The 19,620-nt window shown below is 70.0% G+C and carries 12 protein-coding genes; 8 read left to right on the top strand and 4 right to left on the bottom strand.

All coding sequences use genetic code 11. From position 1 onward, the window contains the following. Positions 1-181: 181 nt before the first annotated feature. Complete coding sequence (locus tag ACZ3I3_RS14320; RefSeq protein ID WP_467364905.1) at positions 182-1,714, top strand: M1 family metallopeptidase; 1,533 nt, start codon at positions 182-184, stop codon at positions 1,712-1,714. A 156-nt stretch (positions 1,715-1,870) separates the two neighbouring features. Then, positions 1,871-3,364, top strand: a complete 1,494-nt coding sequence (gene hflX, locus ACZ3I3_RS14315) for a GTPase HflX (RefSeq protein ID WP_467364903.1) — start codon at positions 1,871-1,873, stop codon at positions 3,362-3,364. Positions 3,365-3,464: 100 nt separating this feature from the next. Here hflX and ACZ3I3_RS14310 read toward each other — a convergent pair whose 3' ends face one another. Together ACZ3I3_RS14310 and ACZ3I3_RS14305 are read right to left on the bottom strand one after the other, a co-directional pair. Then, a complete protein-coding gene (locus ACZ3I3_RS14310) occupies positions 3,465-4,667 on the bottom strand; it encodes a trypsin-like serine peptidase (RefSeq protein ID WP_467364901.1) in 1,203 nt (400 codons plus the stop codon). Positions 4,668-4,916: 249 nt separating this feature from the next. Next, entirely contained in the window at positions 4,917-6,140 is a 1,224-nt protein-coding gene (locus ACZ3I3_RS14305; protein ID WP_467364899.1) for a trypsin-like serine peptidase, read from the bottom strand. Between the two features lie 340 nt (positions 6,141-6,480). Between ACZ3I3_RS14305 and ACZ3I3_RS14300 the strand changes: the two genes are divergently transcribed. The 4 genes from ACZ3I3_RS14300 (at position 6,481) to ACZ3I3_RS14285 (ending at position 13,453) form a co-directional block, all read left to right on the top strand. Next, positions 6,481-7,890, top strand: coding sequence for a diaminobutyrate--2-oxoglutarate transaminase family protein (locus tag ACZ3I3_RS14300; protein WP_467364998.1), 1,410 nt, complete (start codon positions 6,481-6,483; stop codon positions 7,888-7,890). 132 nt (positions 7,891-8,022) lie between these two features. Beyond that, a complete protein-coding gene (locus tag ACZ3I3_RS14295; RefSeq protein ID WP_467364996.1) occupies positions 8,023-10,227 on the top strand; it encodes an IucA/IucC family protein in 2,205 nt (734 codons plus the stop codon). 82 nt (positions 10,228-10,309) lie between these two features. Continuing rightward, entirely contained in the window at positions 10,310-11,203 is an 894-nt protein-coding gene (locus ACZ3I3_RS14290; protein ID WP_467364897.1) for a GNAT family N-acetyltransferase, read from the top strand. Between the two features lie 273 nt (positions 11,204-11,476). Further along, the gene (locus tag ACZ3I3_RS14285) at positions 11,477-13,453 is read left to right on the top strand and encodes an ATP-dependent DNA helicase (protein WP_467364895.1); all 1,977 of its coding nucleotides are present in this window, start codon (positions 11,477-11,479) and stop codon (positions 13,451-13,453) included. 206 nt (positions 13,454-13,659) lie between these two features. Here ACZ3I3_RS14285 and lexA read toward each other — a convergent pair whose 3' ends face one another. Further along, on the bottom strand, positions 13,660-14,439 hold the full coding sequence (lexA, locus tag ACZ3I3_RS14280) for a transcriptional repressor LexA (RefSeq protein WP_030845416.1): 780 nt from the start codon (positions 14,437-14,439) through the stop codon (positions 13,660-13,662). Positions 14,440-15,060: 621 nt separating this feature from the next. On the opposite strand from lexA, the gene nrdR reads away from it, so the two are divergent. Both nrdR and ACZ3I3_RS14270 read left to right on the top strand, forming a co-directional pair. After that, positions 15,061-15,621, top strand: coding sequence for a transcriptional regulator NrdR (gene nrdR / locus ACZ3I3_RS14275; RefSeq protein WP_467364893.1), 561 nt, complete (start codon positions 15,061-15,063; stop codon positions 15,619-15,621). Positions 15,622-15,785: 164 nt separating this feature from the next. Further along, the gene (locus ACZ3I3_RS14270) at positions 15,786-18,662 is read left to right on the top strand and encodes a vitamin B12-dependent ribonucleotide reductase (protein WP_467364891.1); all 2,877 of its coding nucleotides are present in this window, start codon (positions 15,786-15,788) and stop codon (positions 18,660-18,662) included. A 312-nt stretch (positions 18,663-18,974) separates the two neighbouring features. Here the strand turns inward: ACZ3I3_RS14270 and ACZ3I3_RS14265 are convergent, their stop codons facing one another. Next, positions 18,975-19,508 (bottom strand): TerD family protein, encoded by a 534-nt coding sequence (locus tag ACZ3I3_RS14265; RefSeq protein ID WP_467364889.1) that lies wholly within the window; start codon positions 19,506-19,508, stop codon positions 18,975-18,977. Positions 19,509-19,620 lie beyond the last annotated feature (112 nt).

The raw sequence follows: 19,620 nt of genomic DNA, 5'->3' as shown, positions 1-19,620 counted from the left end.
GTCGGCTACGGGGTCGGCTGAGACCGACTGGGCATCGGCCACCGGTTACGGGTCTGGCTGAGTCCGCCCGGGCGTCGGTCGCCTGACGTGGGGGCACCCGGCGCAGGCTCCGGTCCCCGGTTCGGGTGGGCCGGACGCGCGTCGTCCGCGCCGCGCACGCGCGCGCTGATAGCCGTGAGGCATGCGCCTCACCCCCCATCGCACCCGCCCCCGCCCTCGTTCCCGATCCTGTCGTCGGCGGACGTCCGCGGCGCTGCTCGCCTCGGCCGTTTCCGTCTGCCTAGTCGCCGCGACCGCCCCCGTCGTCCCGCTCGGCGTCGGCGACCGCCTCTTCCCGTACCTGGGCAACCCCGGCTACGACGTCGCGTCGTACGACCTCTCCTTCACCTATCCCGGCAGCAACGACGAGCCGCTGCGGGCCGTGACCACCATCGACGCCTGGACCACCGCCGACCTGGACCGCGTCAACCTGGACTTCGCCCACGGCACCGTCCACTCGGTCGAGGTCGACGGCGAGCCCGCCACCTTCAGCACCGCCGGTGAGGACCTCGTGATCACGCCCGAGGACTCCGTGTCGGACGGCAACTGGATGCGGATCACCGTGTGGCACACCAGCGACCCCGTGCCCGCCGAGGGACGCGAGGGCGGCTGGCTGCGTACCGCGGACGGCCTCGCCATGGCCAACCAGGCCGACGCCGCGCACTTGGTGTTCCCGTGCAACGACCACCCCTCCGACAAGGCGATGTTCACCATCCGGGTCACCGCACCCGACGGTCACACGGCCGTCGCCAACGGGCTGCCCGCCGGAGTGGACCGGTCCGGCGGGTCGACCACCTGGACGTACCGCACCCGGCACCCCATGGCCACCGAGCTCACCCAGGTCTCCATCGGCCGCTCCACCGTGCTGCACCGCACCGGCCCCCACGGGCTGCCCGTACGGGACGTCGTCCCGGCCAAGCACCGCAAGGCGCTCGAACCCTGGCTGGAGAAGACCCCGGAGCAGATCGCCTGGATGGAGCGCAAGGTCGGCCGCTACCCCTTCGAGACGTACGGCCTGCTCATGGCCGACGTCTCCACCGGCTTCGAACTGGAGACCCAGACGCTCTCCCTCTTCGAGCGCGAGCTGTTCACCGAGTCCGTCTACCCCGCCTGGTACGTCGAGTCGATCATGGTCCACGAGCTGGCCCACCAGTGGTTCGGCAACAGCGTCGGCCCCCGCACCTGGTCCGACCTGTGGCTCAACGAGGGACACGCCACCTGGTACGAGGCGCTGTACGCCGAGGAACAGGCCGGCAAGCCGATGCGGGACCGTATGAAGGCCGCGTACGGCGCCTCCGACCGCTGGCGCGCCTCCGGCGGACCACCCGCCGCCCCGAAGGCCCCCGAGCCGGGCCGCAAGACCAGCATCTTCCGGCCCAACGTCTACGACGGCGCCGCGCTCGTGCTGTACGCCCTGCGCGAGGAGATCGGCCGCCCGGCCTTCGAACGCCTGGAGCGCGCCTGGGCCGACCGGTACCGGGACGACACCGTCACGACGGAGGACTTCGTCCGGCTCGCCGCCGAGATCTCCGGGCGAGACCTGGACGGCTTCTTCCAGGGCTGGCTGTACGGAGAGAAGACCCCGCCGATGCCGGGGCACCCGGACTGGAAGCCGGCCGCGCCCGCGAAACCGGCCGCGAAGCCGACGGCGCCCGCGAAACCGGCCGCTCGATAACACGGTGACGAGACGCCCCGTGCCGTGCGACTATCTTCAGGTCGGCGCGGCACGGAGCGCCGGGAATCTCCCGGCACGCTCGCGCGTTATGCCCGGTGACGGAAAGCTCGCAGCGCTCCGTCGCCGTAAACGGTTTCCCAGCTACGTAAGGATCCAATGACCTCCTCTTCTTCCCCTTCCCAGGACACCCAGCGCTTCGCGCACAGCCACCCCGAGGGTCTTCGGGCCGATGCCCTGATGGAAGAGGACGTCGCCTGGAGCCACGAGATCGACGGAGAGCGGGACGGCGACCAGTTCGACCGCTCCGACCGCGCGGCCCTGCGCCGTGTGGCGGGCCTCTCCACCGAGCTCGAGGACGTCACCGAGGTCGAGTACCGCCAGCTCCGTCTGGAGCGGGTCGTGCTCGTCGGCGTCTGGACCACGGGAACCGCACAGGACGCGGAGAACTCCCTCGCGGAGCTCGCCGCCCTCGCGGAAACGGCCGGTGCGCTGGTGCTCGACGGTGTGATCCAGCGCCGCGACAAGCCCGACGCGGCCACCTACATCGGCTCCGGCAAGGCCGAGGAGCTGCGCGACGTCGTCCTCGAATCGGGCGCGGACACCGTCATCTGCGACGGTGAGCTCAGCCCGGGCCAGCTGATCCACCTCGAGGACGTCGTCAAGGTCAAGGTCATCGACCGGACCGCCCTCATCCTGGACATCTTCGCCCAGCACGCCAAGTCCCGAGAGGGCAAGGCGCAGGTCGCGCTCGCGCAGATGCAGTACATGCTGCCGAGGCTGCGCGGCTGGGGTCAGTCGCTGTCCCGGCAGATGGGCGGCGGCAAGGGCGGCGGCCTCGCCACCCGTGGTCCCGGTGAGACCAAGATCGAAACGGACCGGCGGCGGATCCGCGAGAAGATGGCGAAGATGCGCCGGGAGATCGCGGACATGAAGACCGGCCGCGAGATCAAGCGCCAGGAGCGCAAGCGCCACAAGGTGCCCTCGGTCGCCATCGCGGGCTACACCAACGCCGGCAAGTCCTCGCTGCTCAACCGCCTCACGGGCGCGGGCGTGCTGGTCGAGAACGCCCTGTTCGCGACCCTCGACCCGACCGTGCGCCGGGCCGAGACCCCGAGCGGCCGGCTGTACACGCTGGCCGACACGGTCGGGTTTGTGCGCCATCTGCCCCACCACCTGGTCGAGGCGTTCCGCTCCACGATGGAGGAGGTCGGCGAGTCCGACCTGATCCTGCACGTCGTGGACGGATCGCACCCGAACCCGGAGGAGCAGCTGGCCGCCGTGCGCGAGGTGATCAGGGACGTCGGTGCCACCGATGTGCCCGAGATCGTCGTGATCAACAAGGCCGACGCGGCCGACCCGCTGACGCTCCAGCGGCTGCTGCGCGTCGAGAAGCGGTCCCTGGCCGTCTCGGCCCGCACCGGCCAGGGCCTCGACCAGTTGCTCGCACTCATCGACAACGAGCTGCCGCGCCCGTCGGTCGAGATCGAGGCGCTCGTGCCGTACACGCACGGCAAGCTGGTCGCCCGTGCCTACGACGAGGGCGAGATCCTCTCCAAGGAGCACACTCCGGAGGGCACCCTGCTCAAGGTGCGGGTGCATGAGGAACTGGCGGCGGAGCTCGCGCCGTACGTCCCGGCGCCGGCGCTCTGACGGCTCGAGGGCGTGATGTGAGAAGGCCCAGATGTGAGAAGGCCTGATGTGAGAAGGCCCGCCCCCTGTCCGCAGGGAGCGGGCCTTCAGCATGTTCCGGTCAGCGACCGCCGTACGTCTTGCTCATGTTCTGGTAGAGCGCCTCGGCGTCGCGGCCCAGCTGCGGGCCGGCCAGCCAGGTGTTGTCGGCCGGGCCGATCGAGGTGTTGGAGACCAGTACGGACTTGCCGTTGACCACCCGGAACCAGCCGCCGCCGGACGAACCGCCGGTCATGGAGCAGCCGATGCGGTACATCGTCGGCAGGCTCGGGCTGAGCGAGAACCGGCCCGGGACGTCGACGCACTTGAACATCTTCAGCCCGTTGTAGGGCGGCGCCGCCGGGTAGCCCCAGGCGCCCATCTTGGCGGCCTCGGCCGCGGACGGCGCGGAGAAGTCCACGTCCAGCGCGGCACCGACCGTCTCCTCCAGGGACTTGGCACCCTGCTCGGGCTTCACGTGCAGCACGGCGTAGTCGTACGCCGCCCCGTCCCCGCCCGTCTCCGAGCCGCCCTGGATCCACTGGTTCGAGGTCGAGGCCCAGTCCGCCCACCAGTTGCCGTACGGGGCCACCTCGGTCGGGTTCGCGTTGCTCAGCTCCGCCTCGGACTTGCCGAGATCGTTGTAGGCCGGGACGAACACGAGGTTGCGGTACCAGCCGCCGTTGCCGCCGGCGTGCACGCAGTGGCCCGCCGTCCACACCAGGTTGGACTTGCCCGGGTGGTTGACGTCCTTGATCACCGTGCCGGAGCAGACGGCCGGGCCGTCGGGGGAGTCGAAGAAGACCTTGCCGACCGGGGCGGCGTTCCGGTGGTACGGCGTCTTCTCGGCCTGTGCCCGGACCGGCGCCGGATCCGGGTCGCTGACGCCCTGGCCGGCCGACGCGTCCTTCGTCGTGACCGTCTTGTCGGCCTCCTTCGCGGACTGCATCCGCTCCGGCTTCCAAAGGCCCTCGATCACCGGGTTGACGAAGTCCTTGGCCTCACTGAGCCACTTGTCCCTGTCCCAGTCCTTCCAGCCACCGTCCTTCCACCGGTCGACGTCGATCCCGTGCTCCTTGAGCTTGCCGGCGAGGTCGGCCGGGATCTCGACCTTGCCGGCGCCGTCCGCGGCCTGCGAGGTGGTGGCGTCGGGCTTGTCGCTCGCCGAGTCCGCCGAACCCTCACAGGCGGTCACGGTGAGCGCCAGCACGGCGATGAGCCCGGTGGCCCCGAGAGCGGTGCGCCGCCCGCGCCTCGGCGCTGCGGGCGTACGTGTGGAACGCATGGTGCGATGACCCCCGTTGGTGCGTGACAGTGTGGTGCTGCGTGTGCATGTCATGGGTGTGGGCGCCGGCGACCCCGGCGCGAAACCCCACTATGCCCGTGGAGTTGAGGGTGTACCGGGGTGGGGTGGTGAAGGTTTCCGTGAGTCCACGGGCCGGTGCGCCGGTGTGCCGGTGCGTTGTCGGTGCACCGAGTGCGCTGCCGGTGCACCAGGCGTGCCACCCCACCGCCGACGTTGATCAGCCGGCCGTCAGCGGCCCGCGAACTTCCCGCTGACCGAGTCGTACACGCCCTTGGCCACCTCGCCCAGGCGCGGACCGGCCAGCCAGCCCGACGTCACCGGGCCGATCGAGGTGTTGGACACCAGGGCGGGCTTGCCGTCCGAGCCCGTCGCGACCCAGCCTCCGCCGGACGAACCGCCGGTCATCGTGCAGCCGATGCGGTACATCGTCGGATCCGACGCGGTGACCGACAGCCGGCCCGGCTGGTCCTGGCACCGGTACAGCTTCTGCCCGTCATACGGCGGTGCGGCCGGGTAGCCGATCGCCGTGACGCTCTTCGCCTTCGGTACGGCGGGAGCCTTGAAGTCGACCGGCAGTGCCGAACCGACCGTCTCCTCCAGGGACTTGCCGCCGCTGCCCTTCTCCGGCGTCACATGGATGACCGCGAAGTCGTAGGGCGCGCCGTCCCCGCCCGTCGAACCGCCCTGCTCGATCCACTGGTCCGAGGTCTGCGCCCAGTCTCCCCACCAGACGCCGTAGGGAGCGACGTCCTGCCTGGTGGCGTTCTCCAGTTCCGCGACCGGCTTGCCGTCGTCGTTGTACGACGGCACGAACGCGATGTTGCGGTACCAGCCGCCCTTCTTGCCCGCGTGCACGCAGTGGCCCGCCGTCCACACGAGGTTGGACTTGCCCGGGTGGGCCGGGTCCTTCACCACCGTCGCCGAGCAGACGGCCGAGCCCTTGGGGGAGTCGAAGAACACCTTCCCGGCCGTCGGCGCGTTGGCGTGGTACGACGGCGGCACGGCCTGCGCCTCGACCGGCTCGGGCGTGGGATCGGTCACGCCCTGGTCACCGGAGAGGTCGCTGTCGTCGACGCCCTGGTCGGGCTCCTCGGCCTCCCGCATGCGGTCCGGGTCCCAGAGCCCCTCGATGATGGGGTTGATGTACTCGTTGGCCTCGCGCAGCCAGTCGTCCCGGTCCCAGTTCTTCCAGGCGCCGTTCTTCCACTTGTCGACGTCGATCCCGTGCTCGCGGAGCCGGTCCCTGATGTCGTCCGGGATCCTCAGCTTGCCGTCGTCGGAGGCGCCGGCCGACGCGGAGGTCTCCCCGCCCGCCGCGGCGTCGCCCGACTCGCAGGCGGTGGCGGTCAGTGCGAGCGCCGAGGCGAGGGCCACCGCGGCCAGTACGGGGGAGTTCCCGCGGCGCGCCCTCCCGCCTCGGCTGGTGCTGGACGACGGCCGTGTGGATCGCATGATGTGACTCCCCCTGGTGCGTAACGAACATGGACGAACCGGTACTCGGCGCCTGGTTTCCGCCGACTCACGGGGAGTTCAGGCCAAGCTCACGGTGTCCGGGAACGGCACCACACACTATGCGGTGGCTGTGGGGGCGGCCCGACGGAACCGCAACAGTTCCGTCACGGAAAGGATCTTGAGGCAACCCGTAACCCGGTGAGCTGATCGGGGTTGGTAGCGGTTGGGGGCCTGCTGTCTGTGTGCGGTCCTGTGTGCCCGTGCCCAGTGGGAGGTCAGGGAAGTCGTGACGGAAACCACCCATGGGGGATGTGCGTCCGAGGAGGCCGCTGTGGGGCGTATGCCGGTGAGGGCCCTCCCCGGTGCCGTCGACGGCACGGCACCGGGAGCGCGCGCCGCTCACGAAGGGATTCTGCGACGCCAGTCGGCGCGCGAGTCCGCGGCCCGCACGTACGCCCGCGCCCTGCCGATCGTGCCGGTGCGGGCCCGGGGACTGACCATCGAGGGCGCGGACGGCCGCCGCTACCTGGACTGCCTCTCCGGTGCCGGCGCGCTCGCCCTGGGGCACAACCACCCGGTCGTCCTGGAAGCCATCCGCAAGGTCCTCGACTCCGGCGCGCCCCTGAACGCCCTCGACCTGGCCACCCCCGTCAAGGACGCCTTCATCACCGAGCTGTTCCGCACCCTGCCCGCAGGGCTCGCCGACCGGGCCCGCGTGCTGTTCTGCGGACCGGCCGGCAGCGACGCCGTGGAGACAGCCTGCGCACTGGTGCGCGCGGCGACCGGCCGGACCGGTCTCATCGCGTTCACCGGCGCCTCCCACGGAAGGGCGGCCGGGACATTCGACGCGTCCGCCGCCGCCCACGACGTACGGGTCACCCGCCTGCCCTACCCGCAGGACTATCGCTGCCCCTTCGGCGTCGGGGGCGCGCGCGGGGCCGACCTCGCCGCCCGCTGGACCGAGTCCGTCCTCGACGACCCCGGGGCGGGCGCTTCACTCCCCGCCGGGCTGATCGTCGAGCCCGTCCAGGACGAGGGCGGGGTGATCGCCGCACCGGATGCCTGGTTGCGGCGCCTGCGGCAGCTCACGGCCGACCGGTCCGTCCCCTTGATCGCCGACGAGATCCAGACGGGCGTCGGGCGGACCGGCGCCTTCTGGGCCATGGAGCACAGCGGAGTGACCCCCGACGTGATGGTTCTGTCCAAGGCCATCGGAGGCAGCCTGCCGCTGGCCGTCGTGGTCCACCGCGACGACCTCGACGTCCCCGAACCAGGCGCCCCCAACGGCACCTTCCGCGGCAACCAACTCGCAATGGCCGCCGGCACGGCGACTCTCACCCATGTCCGGGAAAACCACCTCGCCGAACGCGCGGCGACACTCGGGGCACGCATGCTGAGTCAACTCCAAGGACTGGTCGGGGACTTTCCGTGCGTAGGGGAGGTGCGGGGTCGAGGGCTGATGATCGGGGTGGAGTTCGTGGATCCCGAGGGTGCGGCCGGGGAAGTCGGGCAGGAGGCCGGGGTTGCGGGGAAGCCTCTTCCCGCCGCCTCCGAACTGGCAGCCGCCGTCCAACGGGAGTGCCTGCGGCGTGGCCTCATCGTCGGACTCGGCGGCCGGCACGCCAGCGTCGTCCGGCTCCTGCCGCCCCTGACGATCACCGACGAACAGGCGGCCGCCGTGCAGGACCGCCTGGCCGACGCGATTCGGGCGGCTGCCCGGTGCGGTGGGGGTACGGCAGCGGCGCCGTAGACGCCATGAGCGTCGATGCCGTGAGCCTCCATGCCGTGGGCGCTCATGCCGTGAGCCTTCCAGTCCGCCGTCTCGGAACCACCCAACGAGGTACCTGCCTTGAACGCCACCCCCAACCCCGACGACCACACCATGACGCCGGGACGAGGCTCTGCTGATGTCCGGGGGGCGGGGGTGCCGGCGAGCCTTGCGAATCCGGTGGGTCCGGTGGATCCGGGGAACCCGGTCGATCCGGCGAACCGGGTGGATCCGGCGAACCGGGTGGATCCGGCGAACCGGGTGGATCCGGCGGACCCGGCGGTCTCCGCGGTCCCGTGTCGGAGGCCGGAGGTGGCGCAGCTCGCTGAGGGGCTGAGCGGTGAGGTGCAGGGTGCCGAGTTGCGGGCTGGCGGGGTTGTCACCGACCCCTTGGAGCACCCCGATCCGCGCACCGTCGCCCAGGCAGCAGCTGTGGAGACGCTGTTGCGCTGCTGGGTGCGCGAGACCGGCCGGCCCGCCCCCGCCGACGGGGTTCTGCGCATCCCTCTGCCCGCCAGCGGCACGGCCCTGAGCGTCCCCGTCCGCTACTGGTCCCCGACGGGCTGGCACCGCTTCGGCCTCCCGCGCCTTGCCGACGCACCGGACCACGCCCCACCGGCCGACGCCGTCACGATCGCGGCCCTGCTCTCCAGGGAAACGTCCGTGGACGGACTCGGGCTCGGACGCGGATGCGGCCACGGACAGGGCCACGGACAAGGCCACGGTATCGGTCATGGTCCTGGCTACGAGAACGGCGGCCGTGGTGTCGACGGCGTCGAACTCGTCGCGGGTGTCGCCGACTCCCTCCGCCGCGTCACCTCCTTCCTCAGCGACCGTCGCCAACTCCCGCTGGACGGCCCGGATCTCTTCCTCACCGCGGAACAGTCACTCGTCCTCGGACACCCCCTGCACCCGACCGCCAAGAGCCGCGAGGGTCTCTCCGACGCCGAAGCTCGGCTGTACTCGCCCGAGTTGGGCGGATCCTTCCCCCTGCACTGGATGGCTGTCGCCTCCTCCGTCCTCTCCACTGACTCCGCCTGGACCGAACGCGGCCGCCCTGTCGCCGCGGCCCGACTCACCGCACGCCTGGCCGGGGCTGACCTGTCTCTGCCGGACGGGTACGCCCTACTGCCCCTGCATCCCTGGCAGGCACGCGAGGTCCGGCACCGCCCGGAGACCGCTGCCCTGCTCGACAGCGGGCTGCTCCGCGACCTCGGCGCCCACGGCGCTCCCTGGCACCCCACCTCCTCCGTACGAACCGTCTACCGGTCCAGTGCCCCCGCGATGCTCAAGCTGTCACTGGGCCTGCGCATCACCAACTCCCGTCGCGAGAACCTCCGTAAGGAACTCCACCGCGGTGTCGAGGTCCACCGCCTGCTCCGCAGCGGACTGGCGCAGCAATGGCGGGCCGTTCACCCGGGCTTCGACATCGTGCGCGACCCGGCCTGGATCGCTGTGGACGGATCCGGCGTATCCGGGAATTCCGATGGATCCGGGAGTTCCGATGGCGCCGGAGGTTTCGGCGGTCTCGGAAGCTCCGACGGCGCCCCGTTGACCGGACTGGACGTGGTGATCCGCCACAACCCGTTCAGCCCCTCGGACGATGTCTCCTGCCTCGCCGGATTCGTCTCCCCGCGCCCGTACTCACCCGCACGGTCGGGAACCGCTCACGACCGCCCGGAGACTCACGGCTCCGTCCTTCGATCCCGGCTGGCCGAAGTCGTCACGTGTCTCGCCCTCCGGACCGGTCGGCCCCGCGGAGCCGTCGCCGCCGAGTGGTTCCTGCGCTACCTCGAGCACGTCGTGAGCCCCGTCCTCTGGCTGGACGGTGAGGCCGGCATCGCCCTGGAGGCGCACCAGCAGAACACCCTGCTCCTGCTGGACGCCGACGGATGGCCGGCGGGCGGCCGTTACCGCGACAACCAGGGCTATTACTTCCGCGAGTCCAGGCGCGCGGACCTCGACGCCCGGCTGCCCGGCGTCGGTGAGCGGAGCGACACGTTCGTGAGCGACGAGGTCACCGACGAGCGCTTCGTCTACTACCTGGCGGTCAACAACGTCCTCGGTCTCATCGGCGCGTTCGGCTCCCAGGGGCTGGCCGACGAGCGGCTGCTGCTCGCTGCCTTCCGCCGTTTCCTCGGAAACGTCGCCGCCGGTCCGGCCCGACTGCGTTCCTCGTTGCCCGCCCGGCTGCTCGACTCACCCGTGCTGCGCTGCAAGGCCAACTTGCTGACCCGGCTCCACGGCCTCGACGAACTCGTCGGCCCGGTCGACAGCCAGTCCGTTTACGTCACCATCGCCAACCCCCTGCACCTCTGATCACCCTGACTGCCCCGAACACAACCGACCTCCTTCATCCCTGAGGACACGCCTCATCCCCTTTTCCTGAGAGGAGCGTTTGGTGCCTTCCGCCGACCCGACCGCCGATGCCGGTGCCGCTGTCCCGGCCACGGCCGACGTCAACGCCGGTGCCGGCTCCAACGCCCGTTTCTCCGCCGGTTCCGACGCCGGTGCCGACGTCGACTCCAGCGCGGGAGCCACCGCAGATGCCGGTGCGGATTCCGGTGCGGACCCCGGGGCGGATTCCGGTGCGGGCGGCCACGGCGAAGACACCATGGACCTACGGCTCCCCGACGAACTCCTCGCCCTCATCGCGGACGAGGCGTCCGGCGGCCAGGGAGTCTGGCGGCCGGACCAGACCTCCTCACAGCCCTCCGTGTCGGACGATCTCCTCGACCGCGTCGCCGACTGGGGCCCGACCGACACACCCGTGGGCCCGTTCCACCTCGTCCCCGCGCGCGTCGAACGCGATCTTCCGCTCATCAGCCGCTGGATGAACGACCCCGCCGCTGCGGCGTTCTGGGAGCTGTCCGGTCCCCAGCAGGTGACCGAGGACCATGTGCTGTCCCAGTTGGGCGGCGACGGACGCAGCGTGCCGTGCATCGGCGTACTGGGCGGAACACCGATGAGCTATTGGGAGATCTACCGGGCGGACCTGGACCCGTTGGCCCGGCACTACCCGGCCCGGCCTCACGACACCGGGATCCACCTCCTGATCGGCGCTGTCGCCGACAGAGGGCGTGGTCTCGGCGGTCTGCTGCTCCGAGCCACAGCCGATCTCGTACTCGCGCAGCGGCCATCCTGCGCACGCGTCATCGCAGAACCCGACATTCGCAACACCCCCTCCATCGCCGCCTTCCTGACCGCCGGCTTCCGGTTCTCCGCCGAGGTCGACCTGCCCGACAAGCGAGCCGCCCTCATGGTCCGAGACCGGTCCACTCGGCGTTTGATGTAGCGCTGTGTCACCGCGCCATCACTCATTGAACGCGACGCGGGTCGCCGCGGTTCCCACTCGCGCCGCAGAAATTTCTCGAGCCGCTCGTCGGCGTCATGCCCCGCAGAACCGCCCCACCCGGCCCACCACTCGTCCACCCATCCGAGCCACCCGGCCCACCACTCGCCCACCCATCCGAGCCACCCGTCCCGAGGAGCCCAAGGTCTTGATCCCGTCCCCCGTCCCCGCCTTGATCACCCGTTTGTCAGTGCTGGGTCGTAGGGTGGTCGCGCTATGACGAAGCCCTCACTCCCCGAACTCCTGCATGCTGCCGTCACTGCCGTCGGCGGTACGGAGCGCCCCGGCCAGGTGGCCATGGCCGAAGCGGTCGCAGAGGCGATCGACGACGGCTCCCACCTGCTGGTCCAGGCCGGCACCGGCACCGGTAAATCGCTGGGCTACCTGGTGCCCGCGCTCGCGCACGGGGAGCGTGTCGTCGTCGCGACCGCCACCCTTGCCCTCCAGCGCCAGCTCGTAGAGCGCGACCTGCCGAGAACGGTCGAGTCGCTGCACCCCCTGCTGCGCCGCCGCCCGGAGTTCGCGATGCTCAAGGGCCGGTCGAACTACCTGTGCCTGCACCGTATGCACGAGGGTGTCCCGCAGGACGAGGAAGAGGGCCTCTTCGACCAGTTCGAGGCGGCCGCGCCCACCAGCAAGCTGGGCCAGGACCTGCTGCGGGTGCGCGACTGGGCCGACGAGACCGAGACCGGCGACCGCGACGACCTCACACCCGGCATCTCGGACCGGGCCTGGGCCCAGGTGTCGGTGTCGTCGAGGGAGTGCCTCGGCGCCTCGAAGTGCGCGTACGGAGCGGAGTGCTTCGCCGAGATGGCCCGCGAGCGCGCCAAGCTCTCGGAGGTCATCGTCACCAACCACGCTCTGCTCGCGATCGACGCCATCGAGGGTGCCCCGGTCCTTCCGCAGCACGAGGTGCTGATCGTCGACGAGGCCCATGAGCTGGTCTCGCGTGTCACCGGAGTCGCCACCGGTGAGCTCAGTCCCGGCCAGGTCAACCGCGCGGTGCGCCGGGCCGCGAAACTCGTCAACGAGAAGGCGGCGGACCAGCTCCAGACCGCCGCCGAGGGCTTTGAACGGCTGATGGAGCTCGCGCTGCCGGGCCGCCTGGAGGAGATCCCCGAGGACCTCGGCTACGCCCTCATGGCACTGCGCGACGCGTGCCGCACCGTCATTTCCGCCATCGGGTCGACCCGCGACAAGTCCGTCCAGGACGAGGATGCGGTCCGCAAGCAGGCGCTGGCCTCCGTGGAGAACGTGCACGACGTGGCGGAGCGGATCACGAACGGCTCCGAGTGGGACGTGGTCTGGTACGAGCGCCACGACCGCTTCGGTGCCTCCCTGCGCGTCGCCCCCATGTCCGTCTCGGGGCTGTTGCGGGAGAAGCTCTTCGCGGACCGCTCCGTGGTCCTGACGTCCGCGACGCTGAAGCTGGGCGGCGACTTCAACGGCGTCGGTGCTTCCCTCGGGCTCGCCCCGGAAGGCACCGAGGGCGATGACTTCCCGCAGTGGAAGGGCATCGACGTCGGATCTCCCTTCGACTACCGCAAGCAGGGCATCCTGTACGTCGCGAAGCACCTGGCGCGCCCCGCACGGGACGGCGATCGCGGGGACATGCTCGACGAGCTCACGGAGCTCATCCAGGCGGCGGGCGGCCGCACGCTGGGCCTGTTCTCCTCCATGCGGGGCGCCCAGCTGGCCGCCGAGGAACTGCGTTCCCGGATTCCGGAGTTCCCGATTCTCCTCCAGGGCGAGGAGACGCTCGGCGAGCTCATCAAGAACTTCGCGGCCGATCCGAAGACCTGCCTGTTCGGCACTCTGTCGCTGTGGCAGGGCGTGGACGTCCCCGGACCCAGCTGTCAGCTGGTCGTCATGGACAAGATCCCGTTCCCGCGCCCGGACGACCCTCTGATGAGCGCCCGCCAGAAGGCCGTGGAGGACGCGGGTGGCAACGGCTTCATGGCCGTCGCCGCCACCCATGCCGCGCTCCTCATGGCCCAGGGCGCCGGCCGTCTTGTACGGGCGTCGGGCGACCGGGGTGTGGTCGCCGTACTGGATCCGCGTCTGGCGACGGCCCGCTACGGGAGCTATCTGAAGGCGTCACTGCCCGACTTCTGGTACACGACGGACCGCAACCAGGTGCGGAAGTCGCTGGCGGCGATCGACGCGGTGGCGAAGCAGACGGAAGCCGACTGAGCCCCGGGGCTGGTCTGCGGCGAAGGAGCCGTGGAGAGCCGTGGGCCGGCCCCCACAGCGGGAGTACTGGGCCCCGACACCGCGTACCGGAGCCTCCGCGCACCGGAGCCCCCGGACAGCGCAGGGCCCCGGAACCGGCGCAGGGGTCCCGGGGCCCGGTCAGAGGGCGGGCCGACTGGGCGGCCCACCCGACGCGGTGCGCAGACTCAGACGCGGCGCAGTACGGCCACCACCTTGCCGAGGATGGTCGCGTCGTCGCCGGGGATCGGCTCGTAAGCCGCGTTGTGCGGCAGGAGCCAGACGTGGCCGTCCTCGCGCTTGAAGCGCTTGACGGTGGCTTCACCGTCGAGCATCGCGGCCACGATGTCGCCGTTCTCGGCGACCGGCTGGCGGCGGACCGTGACCCAGTCGCCGTCGCAGATGGCGGCCTCGATCATCGAGTCGCCGACGACCTTCAGGACGAACAGCTCACCGTCGCCGACGAGCTGGCGGGGGAGGGGAAAGACGTCCTCGACGGACTCCTCGGCGAGGATCGGCCCACCGGCGGCGATGCGGCCGACCAGCGGGACGTACGACGCGGCGGGCTTGCCCGCGGTGTCCGTGGGCTGCACGGAGGCGGCCTGGTCGGAACCGCGCACCTCGTACGCGCGCGGGCGGTGCGGGTCGCGGCGCAGGAAGCCCTTGCGCTCCAGCGCCATCAGCTGGTGTGCGACGGAGGACGTGCTGGACAGGCCCACGGCCTGGCCGATCTCGCGCATCGACGGCGGATAGCCGCGCCGCTGCACGGAATCCCTGATGACCTCGATCACGCGGCGCTGGCGGTCGGTGAGTCCGGAACTGTCCGCCCGGATGCCGGGAGGTCGCCCCGGCAGGGAGCGCTTGTGCCCCTCAGGGTTCGTGGCTTCGTTCATCGCATGCACCGGCTCCAGTCGGCCCTGGGAGCGGTCCTGGGCAGTGATGGCGGCACTGTCTGCGGTGGTGGTCACGTCGGCCCCTCTCGATGGTCTCCCTGCTGGACAACGGTAGTTGCTTTCGAAAGGTTGCGCCAAACACACGTTCGAGTGAAAAATCGCGAATCGGCTGACGCGATCATGTGTCCGGGTGTATTGGCTACCGCTCCACCTGGCGGGCAAAAGCGCCCATTGCTGTACTCTTCACCGCCGGGGTGATCACCTCGGGGTCTGTCGCCCAGTCTGCCATCCGGCATTCTCCTGCCCCGGGACCAGCCCTCATCTGTGCGGGAGTCCCACGTCCCCTCCTCGCGGCGACCACGGTATCTCCGCATGTGCCGCAGCGATACGGCTGTACGCGTACGGCTGCGGCTGGTGATGCCGGCCGGGCCTGTTCGATGGTGCCCCCGAGGACGTGCGGGGCAGGCGCGGCGGGGCCGGTCGCACGTCACCTGCGTCTATGCCCGCGACACGCGCGTATTGGCGTGCATGTATGAGCCAATCCCCACATCTAGTGGTTGGATTGCAGCAGCAGCCCACAAGTTGTGGTCCCCCGGGTCTTCGCGGCCATGGTCATCGCCTATGCTTGGGGCTGCTTCGTGGGGCGCAAGAGGCCCAGCGATGCTTATGAGTCTGCTGTGAGGAGGGTTGGAGTTCATGCACTGCCCCTTCTGCAGGCACCCCGACAGCCGTGTCGTCGACAGCCGTACGACCGACGACGGCACGTCCATCCGCAGGCGCCGCCAGTGCCCTGACTGCTCCCGTCGTTTCACGACTGTGGAGACGTGTTCGCTCATGGTGGTCAAGCGGTCCGGAGTCACCGAACCATTCAGCCGTACCAAGATCATCAATGGTGTGCGCAAGGCGTGTCAGGGACGGCCCGTCACCGAGGACGCGCTCGCCCAGCTCGGCCAGCGGGTCGAGGAGGCGGTGCGGGCCACCGGAAGCGCCGAGCTGACCACCCACGACGTGGGGCTGGCCATACTCGGCCCGTTGCAGGAGCTCGATCTCGTCGCGTATCTGCGCTTCGCCTCCGTCTACCGGGCGTTCGACTCGCTCGAGGACTTCGAGGCGGCCATCGCGGAGCTCAGGGAAGAGACGGGACGCCCCGACGCGGACGACGGAGACCGCGGGGACGCGGGGGCGGGGAGCCAGGAAGACGACCGCGGGCCCGGAGGGACGGGACACGTCCCCGAGCCCGCAGGCGCCGCCGACTGACCGGCGGGCCGGACCCGGACGGCAGCTCCGGGCCCGGCCGGGCGGCGGCGATGTGAAGACCTGTTGCGGGCGATGTGAGTGGGTGCCCGCAGCATCAGACAGAACACCGTGCCACGGGAACAACGGGGCACTTCAGGGCGTTTTCGCCCGTACAGGGAGGCGGCATGACAGAGACGGCGAGCGGTCCGGCACGGAGTTCCCGCGCCAAGAGCACCAAGGCGAGCAAGGGCCTGCGTATCGAGCGCATCCACACCACCCCTGGTGTCCACCCGTACGACGAGGTGGCCTGGGAGCGCCGTGACGTCGTCATGACCAACTGGCGCGACGGCTCGGTCAACTTCGAGCAGCGTGGCGTCGAGTTCCCCGACTTCTGGTCGGTGAACGCGGTCAACATCGTCACCAGCAAGTACTTCCGCGGTGCCGTCGGCACCCCGCAGCGTGAGACCAGCCTCAAGCAGCTGATCGACCGCATCGTGAAGACGTATCGGAAGGCCGGCGAGGACCACAAGTACTTCGCCTCGCCCGCCGACGCCGAGATCTTCGAGCACGAGCTGGCGTACGCCCTCCTGCACCAGATCTTCAGCTTCAACAGCCCTGTCTGGTTCAACGTCGGCACCAAGCAGCCCCAGCAGGTCTCCGCCTGCTTCATCCTGTCCGTCGACGACTCCATGGAGTCGATCCTCGACTGGTACAAGGAAGAGGGCATGATCTTCAAGGGCGGCTCCGGTGCCGGCCTGAACCTCTCCCGGATCCGTTCCTCCAAGGAACTGCTGTCCTCCGGCGGCAACGCCTCCGGTCCGGTCTCCTTCATGCGTGGCGCCGACGCCTCCGCAGGAACGATCAAGTCCGGTGGCGCCACCCGCCGCGCCGCCAAGATGGTCGTCCTCGACGTGGACCACCCGGACATCGAGGACTTCATCGAGACCAAGGTCAAGGAAGAGGAGAAGATCCGCGTCCTGCGCGACGCGGGCTTCGACATGGACCTGGGCGGCGACGACATCGCGTCCGTCCAGTACCAGAACGCCAACAACTCGGTCCGTGTGAACGACGAGTTCATGACGGCCGTCGAGCAGGGTGGCCAGTTCGGGCTGCGCGGCCGGATGACCGGCGAGGTGATCGAGGAGGTCGACGCCAAGCAGCTCTTCCGCAAGATCGCCGAGGCCGCCTGGGCCTGCGCCGACCCCGGCATCCAGTACGACGACACCATCAACAACTGGCACACCTGCCCCGAGTCCGGCCGGATCACCGCGTCGAACCCGTGCAGCGAGTACATGCACCTGGACAACACGTCCTGCAACCTGGCCTCGCTGAACCTGATGAAGTTCCTGAAGGACGACGGCAAGGGCAACCAGTCCTTCGAGGCCGAGCGCTTCCAGAAGGTCGTCGAGCTGGTCATCACCGCGATGGACATCTCGATCTGCTTCGCCGACTTCCCGACCCAGAAGATCGGCGAGAACACGCGCGCGTTCCGCCAGCTCGGCATCGGCTACGCCAACCTCGGCGCCCTGCTGATGGCCACCGGCCACGCCTACGACTCCGACGGTGGCCGCTCCCTCGCCGGCGCCATCACCTCCCTGATGACGGGTACGGCGTACCGCCGCTCCGCCGAACTGGCCGCGGTCGTGGGCCCGTACGACGGCTACGCCCGCAACGCCGACGCCCACAAGCGCGTCATGAAGCAGCACTCCGACGCCAACGACAAGGCCGTCCGCATGGACGACCTGGACACCCCGGTGTGGGCCGCTGCCAGCGAGTCGTGGCAGGACGTGCTGCGCCTCGGCGAGAAGAACGGTTTCCGTAACTCCCAGGCGTCCGTGCTGGCCCCGACCGGCACCATCGGCCTCGCGATGTCCTGCGACACCACCGGTGTCGAGCCCGACCTCGCCCTGGTCAAGTTCAAGAAGCTGGTCGGCGGCGGCTCGATGCAGATCGTCAACGGCACGGTCCCGCAGGCCCTGCGCCGCCTTGGCTACCTGGAAGAGCAGATCGAGGCGATCGTCGCCCACATCGCCGAGCACGGCAATGTGATCGACGCCCCGGGCCTCAAGCCCGAGCACTACGAGGTGTTCGACTGCGCCATGGGCGAGCGGGCCATCTCCCCGATGGGCCACGTCCGCATGATGGCCGCGATCCAGCCGTGGATCTCCGGCGCCATCTCCAAGACGGTCAACATGCCGGAGACGGCGACCGTCGAGGAGGTCGAGGAGATCTACTTCGAGGCCTGGAAGCTGGGCGTCAAGGCGCTCGCGATCTACCGCGACAACTGCAAGGTCGGCCAGCCGCTCTCCACCAAGAAGTGGGAGGAGAAGGCCGAGGAGCCCGCCGCCGTCGAGGCCAAGGTCGAGAAGGTCGTCGAGTACCGCCCGGTCCGCAAGCGCCTTCCGAAGGGACGTCCTGGCATCACCACGTCCTTCACCGTCGGCGGTGCCGAGGGCTACATGACCGCCAACTCCTACCCGGACGACGGTCTCGGCGAAGTCTTCCTGAAGATGTCCAAGCAGGGCTCGACCCTCGCGGGCATGATGGACGCCTTCTCCATCGCGGTCTCCGTCGGTCTCCAGTACGGCGTCCCGCTGGAGACGTACGTCTCGAAGTTCACGAACATGCGCTTCGAGCCGGCCGGTATGACGGACGACCCGGACGTGCGGATGGCGCAGTCGATCGTCGACTACATCTTCCGCCGCCTGGCGCTGGACTTCCTGCCGTTCGAGACGCGCTCCGCGCTCGGCATCCACTCCGCCGAGGAGCGTCAGCGTCACCTCGAGACCGGTTCGTACGAGCCGAACGAGGACGAGGTCGACGTCGAGGGCCTGGCCCAGTCGGCGCCGCGGGCCCAGGAACTGAAGGCCGTCTCCGCGCCGAAGAACGAAGAGGCGGCCAAGCCCGCCCCGCAGACGGCCCACACCAGTGCCGAACTGGTGGAGATGCAGCTGGGCATCCAGGCCGACGCCCCGCTGTGCTTCTCCTGCGGCACGAAGATGCAGCGCGCCGGTTCCTGCTACATCTGCGAGGGCTGCGGCTCGACCAGCGGTTGCAGCTGACGCCGAGCGCCTGACCCGATGACAGAGGGGCACCGCCTTCGGGCCGGTGCCCCTCTTGTCGTCACAGACTGCGGATGCCGGGGAGCCTGTCCAGTACGCAGTCCCGCCCAGAAACCGACGGCGTCCTGGTCGCGGGTCTCCAGCGCGTGCGTGACCTCGTACCAGGGGCCCAGGCGGTACCAGATCGGGGAGCGTTGGCGCAGGGCCGACTGCGCCCTGTAAGCGGTGGCGCAGGCGTCGGCGAATGCTGGTGAGGTGCTGTTGAGCGAGACCGAGTTCACCCCTGTTTCCCGGGGGGTGTCCGGGGAGAACTCACGGCCCGTGTGAGGCACCCATGGTCCTGGCGAAGTCCACTGGGTCACCCTCGAAACCACGGAGGCCGGGGCGGAAGTCCCAGGGACCGGAACCGTCCCGGACGAACTCCGCGACCGTCGCCGCAGTGGCTCCCAGGACACTCCCGAAGTCGTCCTCGGCCAAGACCGTGTACCCCTCGCGGATACGCAACCCGGGGTTCACCACACTGACGAACGTACGCTCCGCCGGGCGCTGCTGGATGACGACACCGACCACCACGCGCGCGTAGCGGACGTCGAGCCGGTCGAGTTCCAGCATCATGACTTCGTCGTAGCCGAAGCCCTGGCCGTCCTTGCTGTCCCGGTTGAGATAGATGGTGCCGTCGGGGGAGCGGCTGTCGAAGTGGACGACGTATGACGGATCGCCGTATGGACCCTCCGCGGGGTAGGTCGCCGCGATGAGGTCCAGGTCGGTGGACGGCTGCCCCGCCGGACTGGGATCCCACCGCATCGCGATCTCGACCTTGCGCAGCCCCTTGTTCAGCCCGTCCACCAGCGTCCCCTTCCCCGTACCGACCCGCCCGCTCGTCTCAACTGCCGGGCAGTCATGACTGTTTGTCCATCCTGCCACGCGTGCGGGTGCGCGCGCCGGAGAGTGGTCCAGC

It is taken from the genome of Streptomyces sp. NPDC016851 (assembly GCF_055562795.1).
The sequence above is the reverse complement of the archived record's forward strand: the minus strand, read 5'-3'. Positions and strand labels throughout refer to the sequence as shown.

What these genes read in the sequence shown, in the direction of transcription:
- ACZ3I3_RS14320 (WP_467364905.1), top strand. Translation starts at nt 182, where the DNA reads ATGCGCCTCACCCCCCATCGCACCCGCCCCCGCCCTCGTTCCCGATCC.
- hflX (WP_467364903.1), top strand. Translation starts at nt 1,871, where the DNA reads ATGACCTCCTCTTCTTCCCCTTCCCAGGACACCCAGCGCTTCGCGCAC.
- ACZ3I3_RS14310 (WP_467364901.1), bottom strand. Translation starts at nt 4,667, where the DNA reads ATGCGTTCCACACGTACGCCCGCAGCGCCGAGGCGCGGGCGGCGCACC.
- ACZ3I3_RS14305 (WP_467364899.1), bottom strand. Translation starts at nt 6,140, where the DNA reads ATGCGATCCACACGGCCGTCGTCCAGCACCAGCCGAGGCGGGAGGGCG.
- ACZ3I3_RS14300 (WP_467364998.1), top strand. Translation starts at nt 6,481, where the DNA reads ATGCCGGTGAGGGCCCTCCCCGGTGCCGTCGACGGCACGGCACCGGGA.
- ACZ3I3_RS14295 (WP_467364996.1), top strand. Translation starts at nt 8,023, where the DNA reads ATGACGCCGGGACGAGGCTCTGCTGATGTCCGGGGGGCGGGGGTGCCG.
- ACZ3I3_RS14285 (WP_467364895.1), top strand. Translation starts at nt 11,477, where the DNA reads ATGACGAAGCCCTCACTCCCCGAACTCCTGCATGCTGCCGTCACTGCC.
- nrdR (WP_467364893.1), top strand. Translation starts at nt 15,061, where the DNA reads ATGCACTGCCCCTTCTGCAGGCACCCCGACAGCCGTGTCGTCGACAGC.
- ACZ3I3_RS14270 (WP_467364891.1), top strand. Translation starts at nt 15,786, where the DNA reads ATGACAGAGACGGCGAGCGGTCCGGCACGGAGTTCCCGCGCCAAGAGC.